Below are 13,605 nucleotides of genomic sequence, written 5' to 3' on the forward strand. Positions count from 1 at the left end.
TGATACCCCCGCAAAACGGTGTAAAAAGTTTTGCCCGCCGCCGATTTGTGGTATTGTTGTACGGGGAGGTAGTTTTATGCGCAAAAAATGGGCAATTCTCACACTCGGCACTTTATTCGCAACCAGCCTGATCAGCGGGTGCGGCAGCGGCGCAAACGAAAAGCCGGCCTCCGATCAAGGCAAACAGGGGCAGCCCCAGCAGGGACAAGCTCCGCAACAGCAGCAGGCTCCCACCGCGGCAAAAAACAACAAATACAAAGAAGCGCCGAAAATGGCGATCGATCCCGCCAAATCCTACACGGCCACGCTTCACACCAGCAAAGGCGACATCAAAATCCAGCTTTACGCCAAAGATGCTCCAAAAACGGTGAACAGTTTTGTTTTTCTCGCACGGGACAAATTCTTTGACGGAATTCGCTTCCATCGCATCGTAAAAGATTTTATGATCCAGACGGGCGACCCGCTCGGCAACGGAACCGGCGGTCCGGGCTATGAATTTGAGGACGAACTGCCGCCCAAACACCCCTATGAGCCGGGAGTCGTCGCCATGGCCAATCACGGCCCCAACACGAACGGCAGCCAGTTTTTCATCGGAAACGGAGAGGGGGTCCGGCAGTTGGAACAGACCCCCAACTACACCGTATTCGGAAAAGTGATCGACGGAATGGATGTCGTGCAGGCCATCTCCTCCGTCCCGGTCGGCCCCAACCCGGCAATGCGCAGCGAGATGAGCGTTCCGAAAGAAGAAGTGATCATCAGGTCGGTCACCATTGAAGAAAAGTGATGATGCGGCAAATCGGCGGCATTCCTCATACGGGAATGCCGCTTCGATTTTGTTTTTTAGCGATGCGTTTTATTTTCAAACCGAACGTAACCGACCGGCTTGTGCGTGAAATGGATGATTGCGCGTTTGTCGTTTCCCGCGTTTTTGTCTTTCGGTATATAGTTGCCCCGCACCTCGATCCGCTCGCCTGCCGCGTGGTCGAACGCGTTGATCCTCTGCGGAAAGCCGTCCCTGTCGCCATACCGCATGACCACCAAAACGTCCTGCTTCATGTCGATATCGGCGTTTTCCGGATTGTCCAGGACTTTCGTTACGCGCATAAACAGCCGCTGATGTTTGCCACCCCGTGCATCCGTGTCGTCATCCAGCACTTTTGTCACCGTTCCTTCCACCGTGACCAAATACTCTTTCTGTTCCGTCTGCGCCGCCTTTTCCTTCGTCTGAGCCGGGGCGCATGCAGCCAGCGCGATCGCGATCACCAGCGCCAAAAGGAAAAGCGCCCATCCGTTCCCCCAAGCCCCTTGCATGCAACCACCTCACCGATTTAGCTTCGCATGCCCGTCGGCGCGTGTCAATGGGTATATCAGGCAAGTGTATATCAGGCAAGCACTTTCTTCAATTCTTCCGTCAACACCGGGACCACTTCAAACAGATCGCCGACGATGCCGTAGTCGGCCACCTTGAAGATCGGAGCTTCCGGATCTTTGTTGATCGCAACGATCACCTTCGAGTTCGACATCCCGGCCAAATGCTGGATTGCTCCGGAAATTCCGCAGGCGATGTACAAGTCCGGGGTCACCACCTTACCGGTCTGTCCGATCTGCAGCGAATAATCGCAATATTCCGCGTCGCACGCGCCGCGGGAAGCGCCCACGGCGGCACCCAATACGTCCGCCAGTTCCTGCAGCGGCTTGAAGCCTTCCGCGCTTTTGACGCCGCGGCCGCCCGCCACGATGATTTTCGCTTCGGACAAGTCGATGCCGCCGGTGCTTTTCTTGACGACTTCCTTGATGAACGTGCGGAGCGAATCGGGGGGCAGATCAACCGCGACCGTTACCGTATCCGCACTGCGGGATGTGTCCGGCTCCCCGGCGGGCAGGTTGTTCGGGCGAACGGTCGCAAACACCATCCCGTCGGCAATCACGTTCTTGGTGAACGCTTTCCCCGCATAGATCGGCCGTGTGAACACGATTTTGCCGGCCTCGACCTGCACGTCGATCACATCCGACACCTGCCCCGCTTCAAAGCGGGCCGCCAGCTTCGGAGCGAGGTCGCGTCCAATGGCGGAGTGGGCCATCAGCACGACTTCCGCGCCGCTCTCCCGAATCACCGTTTCCAACGCCTTCGCATACGCGTCCGGCACGTAATTGGCCAATACTTCGTTATCCGCGACGAATACCTTATCCGCCCCATAATGCGCCAGCGCATCCGCCATGCCGGTAACGTTCTTTCCAAGCAGCACGCCGTATACGACTCCTCCGTCCGCGATTTTGCGGGCTGCAGCCAATGATTCAAACGTCACGTTCCGCAGCTTATCGTTTCGAATATCTGCCAGCACAAGCACATTGCGTCCCATTTTTTCCATCCTCTCTTCCCGCAGTTTTTACAAGTTTTTCGGGTCTTTTATATCACTTTGTCTTCATTGCGCAGCAGGGCTACCAGTTCCTTCACGCGGGTCGGGGTGTCCCCTTCGAGAATCCGTCCACCCGTCTTTTCCTTCGGCAGGAAGGTTTCGACGATCTCGTTCTTCGACGGTGCCGTTACATTGAGATCGCCGGCACCCACCGTTTGCAGCGGCATTTTGTTCGCTTTGCGGATCCCGAGCAGGGACGGGTAACGCGGCTCGTTCAACCCTTGCTGGGCGGTTACAAGCACGGGCAACCGGGCTTCCACCACTTCCAGGTCGCCCTCCGCATCGCGGTGGGCCGTCACCTTCCCGCCCTCTACCTGCAGCTTGGTAATCGTCGAGATATGGGGGACTCCCAACAGTTCGGCAACACGGACCGCCACCTGGCCGGACCCGTCGTCCACTGCCTGATTGCCGCCAAGAATGATGTCGTATTCCTGGGTCTTGACAAATTCGGCCAAGACCTTCGCCGCTTTGTATTCGTCGCCAAAAAGGGACTCGTCATTGATGTGAACCGCATGATCCGCTCCCATCGCCAGCGCTTTCCGCAACGCTTCTTCCGCCCGTGCAGGCCCGAGGGTAATGACGGTAACTTCCCCGCCATGGGTTTCCCGCAAGACGAGCGCTTCTTCAATCGCGTACTCGTCATACGGGTTGATAATGAACTGAACCCCTTCCTCCTTGACCTTTCCGCCTTCCAGGACGATCTTTTCTTCCGTGTCAAACGTTTGTTTCATCAAAACCAGAATCTTCATACCGGAATCCCCTTTCTGGAAATCTATTAAAAGTCTGGTGCAAACCTGCTTTTCCGGTCCAAACCTACTTTTTCATACCGTGCACCAGCAGATCCACAACCTGGTCGATCAGGCCCAACAGATCGTATTTGGTCCCGGTCAGCACCCAGGCGGTGATTGTCTCGTCCATCGTCCCGAACACCATTCTCCGCGCGATCCGAGGATCGATCGTTGCGCGGAAAACCCCTTTTTCGATGCCGTCCCGGAGAATATGATCGATCAACCCGTAATAAGGTCGGATGATGTCGCCAATTTGCCGCCGCATCGCTTCATCCGCCTGCCGCAGGTGAATCTGCGTCACAAGCGCAAGGTTCTTGTTGCAGCCCAGAGTTTCAAAATAAACGGTTACCAGATGGTGCAATTTGCGGACCGGGTCCGTCTCGGTTGCGAAGAGCTCCTCGATCCTTGACGAGATTTGACCGATCGTTTCCCGCAAGATCGAGATCAGCACATCTTCCTTGTTCTTGAAGTACAGATAGACCGTTCCGTCCGCCACCCCCGCTTCCCTGGCGATGCGAGAGATCGGCGCGTTGTGGTACCCGAACTGACCGATCACGTTGATGGCGGCAGTCAGGATCGCGTCGTATTTCTCAGGGTTTTTCTTCTGTGCGATCGTCAATCACCCCCGACAAAAATGAATGGTCATTCATTTTTCTCCATTGTACGACGAGGCTACCCGTCTGTCAACCAGTCGGTTGAGAAGAACGTCAAATTGCACAAAACGGAAAGCCCCCAGGCGGAGGGAAGCCGCAAAAGCGGCTTCCCTCAAACTCCAAGGGGCTTTTTCCGACAGGCGTGGGAACGCAATTCATAAGAACGGTCTTATTTTTTATTTGTTGAAACCTTTTATCATAATCAACTGGTCTTTGTTGGGGGATGCGGGATGCTGCATATTGACAAACATCACTTTGCCGTCCGGGGTAAACGTACCGCCCGTCACCTCGGCTCCTAAAGCGACCGTTGCGAATTTTTCCAGCTTCTTGTCTTTCAACGAGTATTTCCACAATGCGTTATTGTCCTGTCCGATCGTCGGCAGCATAAATTGCTCGTAATTGTCTTCGTGGATGTACAAATCGCCTGTTACGGGATCGATTGCGATATTGTCCGGGTTGGCAAATTTGTCGGGTCCGCCTTCCACAACGACTTTCAATTCGTTTGTTTGCGGATTCAATTGGTAAACCCGGCCGTATTTCAGATTTCCCGCTTTTTTGTCGTCACCGGTTTCCGCCCAGTAAATCATGCCGTCGACCGGATTGTATTCGATGTCTTCCGGGCGGTCAAAGCCGGTTGCGCCATGGGCGATCGCATATTCACGGGCATTGTTGAGTTGGTCGTCCGGGATTTCGATCCACTCTTTGGTATCGCGCTTGTAGGCGTACAGCGTTCCGGAAGAGAGGTCTCCCGCTTTGTCCGCCACAAATTTCGCCAAGATGCCGCCCCGCGTGTCATCGGTGGTAAAAGCCGTTTTCTTGTCGGGCAATACGATCGCGCCTTCATGGGAGAGGCGGCCCAGGGAACGATGTTTTTTCACCTCGCCCGTATTCGGGTTGATTTCTACAACCATACCGAAATTGAGCGGGTCGCTGCTGAATGGGATTCCCATTTGTTTCGCTGTTTGTTGGGCATCGAGGAAACTTTTGTCGCTTGCGTCTTTCGGAGCGTATTCCTCGCCGCTGAGAATGGTTCCCCAGGGAGTGACGTTCCCGGCGCAGTTGTTCCACGTGCCGCCGACTGAGTCGAAGCTGATGCGCTTGGAATCGATCACTTTGTAGAAACCGTCGGCGTCCTTTTTCACCCGCTGCAAAAATCCTCCGCCGGGGCGCGTTTCATTGCTAGTATACAACCACCCTTCGTTCGATCCGTCGATCGGAACATACGCGTTCAGGTCAAAAATCTTTTGGGTGGAACTGCCGTCTTTCAGCCTTTCTTCGCCTTGCGTCAACACTTTCGCCTCATATCCTTTTTGATGAAGCACGAACTTCGCAAGATCTTTCGTTTTCAATACGTCGATCATCTCTTTCGGAACGTAGGTCTTCTCGTTTTTTAACACAACCGCCGCGGGAAGAGCCGCCTTTTCACCGCCGAGCTCAAATTCTTTCGCCCCGATGACTACGGAACCCTGTACGCCGTTTTTCAAAGTGAAAGCAACTTTTTGCGCCGCCGGGTCCCAGGTCACGGACGCCCCTTCGTTTTCCAATCCCGCCCGCAGCGGTACCAGGGCTTCATCCGCCGCGTTTGCAACGGTAACGGACAACGCACCGAACAGCAAGCTTCCGGCAACGGTAGCCGCAACCGTTTTTGCAGTTTTCCTCTTGGCCATGATCTCCCCTCCAAGCATGAATCCGGTAAATCGTACAAAAATAGTTTACCTATTTGATAGGAACGAAGGATTGAGTTTTCGTTAACTTCGCGTAAACATATGGTAAAACGCGACCTCAAGAATTTTGTTTTTCTTTTGCCGTTGTTTCGGGTACTATACTAGGGAAAGGATTGGAAAGGGGAGTTTTCCGGATGACTGAACGGACCAGTTTGTACCAAATTCTCCAGGCCAACGAAGAGTTTGTCAAAAATCAGGCTTATAAAGCCTACCAGACTGACAAGTTCCCCGCCAAACGCATGGTCATCCTCACCTGCATGGATACCCGCCTCGTCGAACTGCTGGAAAAAGCGATGGGAATCTCACAAGGACAAGCCAAAATCATCCGGGTGGCAGGAGCGCAGGTCCACCATCCGTTCGGTTCCGTGATGCATTCGATCCTGATTGCGGTGCATATGCTGGGAGCGGATGAAGTGATCGTGGTAGGACACCATGATTGCGGGATGCAAAGCGTTGAGCGGGACGCGTTTGTGGAAAAATTGATCCAACGGGGAATCTCGCCGAAAACGGTCAACATGATGGAACATGCCGGCGTGGACCTTGAGCGGTGGCTGCACAAATTCGACAACGTGTATGACAGCGTACGGGATACGGTTTCGATTATAGAAAATCACCCGTTTCTGGCGGAAGCGGGCATTCCCGTCCACGGACTGGTAATCGATCCCCATACCGGCAAATTGGAACTGGTTGTGGACGGTTACAAGGAAACAGGCAAATAATTTGACACATTTTCTATCGATTTTTTGCAAAAAATCCTTCTCGCGCATTTTCATTTTTGTGGCAACATATAGTATAATAGTGGACGTAAGGGGAGTAGCAACCGGATTTTCTTTTTCCGGTCGGCATATCGTCACTCCAGCAGCTCGCCTGCTCGGTATGTCGGACCCGTGACACGGGTTATGCAAGACCTTCATGCACCTGGTTGCGTGAAGGTCTTTTTTAATACTTTTGGTTTAGGGGAGGATTCGCACAAATGACTTTCCTGTACGTTCTGATCATTCTCGCCTTCGGACTATCGCTTTGGGCTCAGTTCAAAGTCAGGGGCAATTTTAACAGATGGGCGGAAGTGCCGGCTTCATCCGGTATGACAGGCGCCCAAGCCGCCCGCGTCCTGCTTGACCGTCAGGGACTCTATGACGTGCCGGTGGAACCGGTGCCCGGCCAACTGACGGACCATTACGATCCGATTTCCCGGGTTGTACGTTTGTCGGAACCGGTCTATTACGGGACTTCGATCGCGTCGCTGTCGGTTGCCTGCCACGAAGTCGGACACGCAATCCAGCACAAGGTTCACTATCCGATGCTGGTTCTGCGCCACCGGATGTTCCCGATCGTCAACTTCGCGTCGGGCGTCGCCCCGTTTTTGCTGATGGCCGGCTTTTTGTTCCACGCGCTCAACCTGATCGGCCTCGGAATCCTCTTCTTCTCGGCTGCGGTGGCGTTCCAGGTGGTCACCCTGCCGGTGGAGTTCAACGCAAGCGCCCGCGCGAAAGCGTTAATGGTGTCGGAAGGATTCATCCGCAATCAGGAAGAGCGGGGCGTCAATAAAGTGCTTGGCGCCGCGGCCCTGACCTACGTGGCGGCCGCGTTGCTCTCCCTGCTGGAGCTGATCCGGTACATCCTGCTGTTTGTCGGCCAAGGACAAAGCGACGAAGAGTAAGGCACAAACGCTCCCAACGATGGGATGCAGACGGCAAAAAGCCGCCCGGTTCACACCACACGGTTTGACCGGGCGCTTTTTGGCGCTTTTGGATCATAATGTCTCCATCGTGTTCATCAATTCGTCCGCCGAGAGGGCAATTGCATTGGAAGCGTTGGCAATTTCGCGAATCGCGGTCCGGAACGCGTTCAGCCGCGCCTCGATTTCCGTGTTTTGCCGTTTGGTTGCCTGCATGGCGTCGAGGATTTCTTCGAATACTCGATCGGTTTCCCGCATCTTGTTCATGCTTTCGGACACAATGGTTTCCACCTGATGAATCGAAGCGACGCTCCGTTTGATCTGCGAATTGTTTTTCCCGATCAGTTCCGTCACGCCTGTGACCGACGCTTTTGTCCGTTCCGCCAGTTTGCGCACTTCGCCGGCGACGACCGCAAACCCTCTTCCCGACTCTCCCGCGCGTGCCGCTTCGATGGCCGCATTCAGCGCGAGCAAGTTGGTTTGATCGGCAATCGATTTGACGATGCCAATGACTTCTTCGATTTGATGCGACGCTTGTTCCAGTTCTCTTATATCGGCGGAAATCAGCCGGGTGCTCTCCGACACTTCGGCCAGAAGCGCTTCGAGTTTTTCCAGCTGCCGTTTTCCTTCATTCGCCTTTTCCGCCGAGAGGTTGGCCAGTTGTGTCCCGTTTTTCGATTGTCCCGCGATTTCTTCCGTCTGCGCCGTCATTTCCTCAATGGTAGCGCTCGTCTCTTCCGCAAGGGTTGCCAGATTGCCGGTAGCCGCCTCGATCTCAGCCCTTATCTTTGCTTTTGCCTTGTTTTGTTCTTCCATCCGGATCTTTTTTTCTTCCTCGTAGGCTTCCAGTACAATCTGTTGCTCAAAACTGATCAGTTTGGTAATCACTTCGACCGCCAACAGCAGATCTTGCGGATCTTGCAAATGCTGCCGCATGATTCGAATCAGGCCGACTTGCAAATCTTGAAACGCACACATGTACCATTTTTCCAAAAGTCCAATCATCACGTGCACACGAGCGATCCGTTTCCGTTTTTCCAAAAACCAGTCGTCAATCACCCCGTCAAACATCTCCGCCAAATGCGCCCGCAAGGTCTGCTGCAAGCGGCTCACCGTGCTGTTTTGTCTGATAATTTCGATCAGAGCCGGCGCATGTTCCATATTTTTGTAAAAATGGCCGACTAAACGGTCGATGTTGACTTGTACGATCGGCTGCAAAACTTTGGCGATTTTCAGGTCTCGTTCGGTAAAATCGATCATCTTCAGTTGTTTTTCCAGATCGGACCCCGGCCGAATCCGCAATTGGACCTGGACTTCCTTGCTTTTATCCAGCAATGAATTTGTCTGGGTCACCTTTTTGGACATCCAAACCCGAAACACCCTTGTTCCTCCCTTTCATCAGGCTTATGCCTGACCCAAATTCCGCAAACAATCGTTCTAATCTATGCGCATCTTTTTTACCGATTCCGTCAAGAAAGAATCGGTCGAATCTTTCGATACTTTTTCCACTTCCCTAAATCAGTAAATGAGGAAAAACAGAAATTTGGAACTCGACAAGCATCCAAATTGCAAATGTATTTTCTCAAGCCGCCATCTCATCCCTTGATGATGACGCTCCTGCCGGATGTACCACCGATAATGGAACGGGCGGTCCTTGTTCAGACCGCCCGTTTGTATCCACATTATGTAAATCCCGCCTATGCCGTCGATCCCGGATTGTTTTCTGAACCCGCTCCCAGCAGGTGGGCGACCCGTCGATGCTTCTTGCCTTCCCATTCGTCCCGCAGGAGGTGGGCATGGCATCCACATCGAGTTCCGTCTCCCCGAAAACACTTATCGGTTCAAAACAAGTTACCGATCTGACGGACATCGCAGGATTTGTTGCTTTGTGATACTTATTATACCCGAAAACCGCGCAAACTCAATCCCCAACTCTTTCCAGGGAACGAATTTTTTTGAACGGCGAAGCGTGAAAACAGATTCAGAATCAGGCTTTTGGGATACGCCTCGGCACCCGTTAGCGGATAAAACCGGGCAAAATTCACAAAATAGAAAGGTATGCCCCTTCCGGCCCGGACATCAACAAGCGGGAGGCGAAAACACATGAAAAAATGGATCATGCTGCTGACAGTTTGGGCTGTCATCACATCGGGCTGCACAGCCAGACAGGGGCAGCCAAAACCGAATCCCTCAGCGGAAGAACAAAAAATTCCTGCCGCCGCACGATCCGTCAACAACGCCCGAACGCCAAATCTACAGGACGGAAAAGAGAGGGAGGTGCGGGAACCGTATCCGTTATCACTGGCCGATTTGAGGAGAAAATATCCAAGTACCTTCATACTCAGCGGTTCCCCCACAAAGCGCCAGGTCGCACTGACGTTCGACGACGGTCCCGACACGGTGTTTACCCCTCAAGTTTTGGACGTCCTGCAGCAACATAACGTGAAGGCCACGTTTTTCGTAGTGGGAAACAGAGCGGAGGCACATCCCGAACTGGTTAGGCGAATGGCTCGCGAAGGGCATGCGATCGGCAACCATTCGTACAATCATTCCAATCTGCCCAAACTGTCGGATGCGAACTTCCATTATCAGATTCAACATACGGATGACATTTTGCGCCGATTGGTCGGATACAGCCCGAAATTTGTCCGCCCGCCTTACGGAGCAATCAGCGAAGGGCAGATTTTATGGCTGGCCGGCCAACACTTCAAAGTGATCAACTGGAATGTGGATTCATTGGACTGGAAAGGGCTGAAAGCGGATCAAGTTTTCAACAACGTGCTGGCGAACGTACATCCCGGATCGATTATTCTCCAGCACTGTGCAGGCGGACACGGAGAAGATTTAAGCGGAACCGTCCAGGCGCTGCCGCGAATCATTCAGAAGTTGCGGGCTGACGGCGTTGAGCTTGTCACCGTGCCGGAACTGCTAAATCTCCCAAAAACCAAATGATGTTGCCACTAAAGGATTTTGCAGTACATCGATTCGCAGCCGACAATCATAACGGACAGATGGGAGGACAGATCCAATTCGACAGGCGTAACGTCCTCCCCTCTTTCGTTCCTCAAAATCCGAACAACCGGACGGTGTGGATGATTCGTGTTCACATCCACCACAACCCCCGTTTCCCCCGTGTTTAAAGATACCAGCATGCCAACGGAGTAGATCACCGTACGATTGCGAAACGCAGTCATCATGCCAATATCGAATTTGTCGGCAAAAGTGTACATGATTTCCAGAGCCTCATGCGGCAAAAACCGTTTGCGATAGGAACGGTTGGAAACAAGAGCGTCATACACGTCGACAAGTCCCACAATCTTGGCGTACTTGTGAATCTCGTTGCCCATAAGTCCAAACGGGTACCCGGACCCGTCGATCCGCTCGTGGTGCAGCAGAGCGCAATAAGCAGAAGACAACGGAATGTTGGCTTGGTCGTGCAGCATCGTATAGCCGATAACCGTATGCTTTTTTATTTCGTCAAATTCTTCGGGTGTCAATTTTCCTGGTTTCTCCAAAATCTTGGAAGACACCCCAACTTTTCCAATATCGTGAAGCAGTGCCCCGATCCCCAAATCAACCAATTGCTGCCGGGTAAGTCCGAGAGTCATCCCAAGAGCCACCGCGTAAATCCCGACATTCACCGAATGTGAACAAAGATATTCGCGGTGGGAAAGAGTATCAGACAAATTGATAATCAGCCGTTTTTTGTTTTCTAAATCGTGCAGGATCTGATCAACCACCGTACGAAACTCGTTGCCCAACCTGGAAGTAAACCGGTCTCTCTTTCCGGCTCCTTCCATGGCGGATAAAGCGTCAGATACAGCTCGTGTGGCACGCTGTCGGGTTTCATCGGATACGCTGTCTTCTATAACAAGATCGTCCGTTCGCGAATCTTCGACAAATTAAAGCTCTGAATCCGAAGATAACGAAAAACAACTATCACTTTCAATTTCAAAAAACTCCAATTTAGAGGACAGGCCTCGGTGCCGACATGCAAACCGCGAAAGTCCGCGCTGCACCCTTGACTCGATTGGTTTAGCGCAGAAAATAGATCGCCAGCCTGTCAAAACTTTTTTTCAGATACCGATAGTACGTGCTGATTGGCAGTTTCAGGCGAAAGGCTACTGTTTCATGGGTACCTATTTTTTGAATGTATGCGAGCCGGATGATTCGTTCCAAGATCCGGTCTTCCTCGCCTCCTTCCGCCATGGAATCGAGCGATTCCAAAATCAGGCGCCGGACGGCGGAGGCGGAAGATTCCCCTGCCAACAAAATATCTTTCAATCTCCCTGTTTTCGAAAACGAATGAAGCAATTGGGGATTCAATTCCAAGGTGTAGAAATGCATCATTACCTTTTTCAAAAGCGCCGAGGTCTCTTTATGGCTATCCGCTTCGTTTGCAGCGGTTTCTCGTACGGAACCCGCCACGGAATCGAAAAGATCCGTGTCCCGCAAGTCCAATTGGAACGCCTGATAAACCATTCCGTTCGGAGCCCTGTAATCCGCCCACGGAATCCGCTTAAAGCCGATGGAAAGAAAGATTTCCGCCACATATGTCAAGGGCGTGACAGCCGTAATCAGCTTGTCAAAAGCGATTTGGGAAAACAGATGGCGGAAGACGATGCCCAATGCTTCAGGTTCAAGCTCCGGCACCGTCGCTCCGATCCAGATCAGATATTCTTTTTCTTGTGTAGGAGTCTGCTTGACATAGGACGCAAACGCGGGGTTTTTTTCAAACAGGGGCCTGGTCGCTTCATTCAGCGCAGTCAGCGAATAGAAGGAGGCAAGTTCGTCCCCCGCCCAAAAAGCGAAGATGGAGGACGGTTCGGCCTCCCAAACGGAACGGAGATATTTTTCCTGGTGTGTAACATCAGGCAGATAGGGCGGCGTTGTCAAAACCCAGTCTTGCCACATCTTCTCCAGAACGGGCAAGTCGACTTCACGCACTGGCCGGATTTGAAAGCCCGCTCCTTGACCGCGAAACCCATAACTGTGCAAAAACTCGTTTTCGTTCAAATGAAGGATTTCCACGATCCATTGCGCCTTTTGGTCTGCCGGAGCCGAAGCCAGCCGCCCTTGCAGTATGATGAAAGCCTTGCGTTTGTAAGAAGCGTACGTCTCCGGCGCACGATGCAACAAATCGGTTTTGATCCATTGCCGGACGGCGTCAATCACGCTCCAGCCGCCTTCGGCGCATACGCCGATAAACGGCAACCGGCAAAATTCCTCGAAGGTTTCGTTGGAAATGTCTTGGCCCAAAACCTCTCTCAGCATGTCTTGGTCAAACCGCCAGAAGAGGGAAGCAATATCCAACAATTGTTTTTGCAAAAAGGATCGATTGATATCCAGCAACAATACGTCACACAGGGATTGAATGATTTTCCTTTGGGACGAACCTTCCTGCAGGGTCTCAAGACCGTGTTCCATCACGCTGTCACAGGCCAGTGAGAGCGCCAGAGGAACCCCATTGGAAAAACGTTCGATGGCGTCTCTTGTTCGATAATCGGTGATACCACGGCAACAGATGTACTCATGGATGGCATTCCTGTCCAGCGGACCGATGCTCACGTTACGGACGAGTCCGTTCCACCCCGGAGCGCGGAGCCAATCACCCTTCAACGGGTAACGGCCCGCCGTGCAAACACGCACATTTGTGGACAGCATGGGCAACCAAACTTCCCGCAACCATTTCTCAATGCCGTTGCATTTGTCAAACGAATCGAGAAACAAAACCACCCCTTTCCTCAGGGCAGCCGTTTTGTTCAGGAACTCCGCAAGAACAAGCGCCGCGTTTGCCTTTTTTCCGTCCGGAACCGCACATCCTCTGGCCACTAGCTGTTTTTGCAACTGTATAAGAAAGTCTTCAGGAGTCTGAAAACGGTCCTCCCCGTCAAGGAAGAACGCTTCCAAACATTCCGCCTCTCGAACAAAATTTCGAATCAAAGTGGTTTTGCCGATACCGCCGAGGCCGTGCAAATGCAGCAGTCGCCATTTCATATTGTCATTGGCCAATTCTTGCCGCATAATGTCTAGTTCGCGTTTACGGCCTACAAATAATTGTTTTTCAGTCTCGGCCAAAAGATCGCGAATCTGTCGCATGCATTCAAACCTCCAGACGCTATTTTTGCACGATTCGATAACCCGTATTTATATTTGTGATGACGGAAACCCATATGACAATCTGAAGAATAATAAGAAGAAACTCCCATTTTCAATATCAAAATACTATCAATAGCTGTTCCATTCTGAAATCTGCTCCATTTCTGAATTCTCCATATGCGATGAGCATTCCCGGCGAAAAATTGCAAAGTGTCCGTTCAAAGTGTCCGCTCAAAAAATTGACGG

The 13,605-nt window shown here is 52.3% G+C and carries 12 protein-coding genes and 1 other RNA gene; 4 read left to right on the top strand and 9 right to left on the bottom strand.

Annotated elements, in window-relative coordinates; all coding sequences use genetic code 11:
* Positions 1 to 76 precede the first annotated feature (76 nt).
* Complete coding sequence (locus AC4ED1_RS03030) at positions 77 to 784, top strand: peptidylprolyl isomerase (protein ID WP_490935927.1); 708 nt, start codon at positions 77 to 79, stop codon at positions 782 to 784.
* Between the two features lie 56 nt (positions 785 to 840).
* Here AC4ED1_RS03030 and AC4ED1_RS03035 read toward each other — a convergent pair whose 3' ends face one another.
* The 5 genes from AC4ED1_RS03035 to AC4ED1_RS03055 all read right to left on the bottom strand — a co-directional run bounded on the left by AC4ED1_RS03035 (position 841) and on the right by AC4ED1_RS03055 (position 5,525).
* Complete coding sequence (locus AC4ED1_RS03035) at positions 841 to 1,311, bottom strand: hypothetical protein (RefSeq protein WP_490935928.1); 471 nt, start codon at positions 1,309 to 1,311, stop codon at positions 841 to 843.
* A gap of 71 nt (positions 1,312 to 1,382) precedes the next feature.
* Positions 1,383 to 2,360, bottom strand: a complete 978-nt coding sequence (locus AC4ED1_RS03040; RefSeq protein ID WP_490935929.1) for an electron transfer flavoprotein subunit alpha/FixB family protein — start codon at positions 2,358 to 2,360, stop codon at positions 1,383 to 1,385.
* A 47-nt stretch (positions 2,361 to 2,407) separates the two neighbouring features.
* The gene (locus tag AC4ED1_RS03045; RefSeq protein ID WP_490935930.1) at positions 2,408 to 3,166 is read right to left on the bottom strand and encodes an electron transfer flavoprotein subunit beta/FixA family protein; all 759 of its coding nucleotides are present in this window, start codon (positions 3,164 to 3,166) and stop codon (positions 2,408 to 2,410) included.
* Between the two features lie 64 nt (positions 3,167 to 3,230).
* Complete coding sequence (gene fadR, locus AC4ED1_RS03050; RefSeq protein WP_490935931.1) at positions 3,231 to 3,824, bottom strand: fatty acid metabolism transcriptional regulator FadR; 594 nt, start codon at positions 3,822 to 3,824, stop codon at positions 3,231 to 3,233.
* Positions 3,825 to 4,034: 210 nt separating this feature from the next.
* The gene (locus AC4ED1_RS03055) at positions 4,035 to 5,525 is read right to left on the bottom strand and encodes an alkaline phosphatase PhoX (RefSeq protein ID WP_490935932.1); all 1,491 of its coding nucleotides are present in this window, start codon (positions 5,523 to 5,525) and stop codon (positions 4,035 to 4,037) included.
* 191 nt (positions 5,526 to 5,716) lie between these two features.
* Between AC4ED1_RS03055 and AC4ED1_RS03060 the strand changes: the two genes are divergently transcribed.
* Both AC4ED1_RS03060 and AC4ED1_RS03065 read left to right on the top strand, forming a co-directional pair.
* Entirely contained in the window at positions 5,717 to 6,301 is a 585-nt protein-coding gene (locus tag AC4ED1_RS03060; protein WP_490935933.1) for a beta-class carbonic anhydrase, read from the top strand.
* Between the two features lie 254 nt (positions 6,302 to 6,555).
* Positions 6,556 to 7,242, top strand: a complete 687-nt coding sequence (locus tag AC4ED1_RS03065; protein WP_490935934.1) for a zinc metallopeptidase — start codon at positions 6,556 to 6,558, stop codon at positions 7,240 to 7,242.
* A gap of 93 nt (positions 7,243 to 7,335) precedes the next feature.
* Here AC4ED1_RS03065 and AC4ED1_RS03070 read toward each other — a convergent pair whose 3' ends face one another.
* Positions 7,336 to 8,640 carry a protoglobin domain-containing protein gene (locus AC4ED1_RS03070; protein ID WP_490935935.1) on the bottom strand — a complete coding sequence of 435 codons (1,305 nt, stop codon included), beginning with the start codon at positions 8,638 to 8,640 and terminating at the stop codon, positions 7,336 to 7,338.
* Between the two features lie 306 nt (positions 8,641 to 8,946).
* Positions 8,947 to 9,141: non-coding RNA, 6S RNA (ssrS, locus tag AC4ED1_RS03075), on the bottom strand.
* Between the two features lie 222 nt (positions 9,142 to 9,363).
* Here ssrS and AC4ED1_RS03080 point away from each other — a divergent pair.
* Positions 9,364 to 10,212: a polysaccharide deacetylase family protein gene (locus AC4ED1_RS03080; RefSeq protein ID WP_490935936.1), complete on the top strand. Its 849-nt coding sequence runs from the start codon at positions 9,364 to 9,366 to the stop codon at positions 10,210 to 10,212.
* An 8-nt stretch (positions 10,213 to 10,220) separates the two neighbouring features.
* Here AC4ED1_RS03080 and AC4ED1_RS03085 read toward each other — a convergent pair whose 3' ends face one another.
* Together AC4ED1_RS03085 and AC4ED1_RS03090 are read right to left on the bottom strand one after the other, a co-directional pair.
* The gene (locus AC4ED1_RS03085) at positions 10,221 to 11,000 is read right to left on the bottom strand and encodes an HD-GYP domain-containing protein (protein WP_490935937.1); all 780 of its coding nucleotides are present in this window, start codon (positions 10,998 to 11,000) and stop codon (positions 10,221 to 10,223) included.
* Positions 11,001 to 11,295: 295 nt separating this feature from the next.
* On the bottom strand, positions 11,296 to 13,359 hold the full coding sequence (locus AC4ED1_RS03090; RefSeq protein WP_490935938.1) for an ATP-binding protein: 2,064 nt from the start codon (positions 13,357 to 13,359) through the stop codon (positions 11,296 to 11,298).
* Positions 13,360 to 13,605: the final 246 nt, after the last annotated feature.

This window comes from Effusibacillus sp. SKA8 (assembly GCF_058273125.1).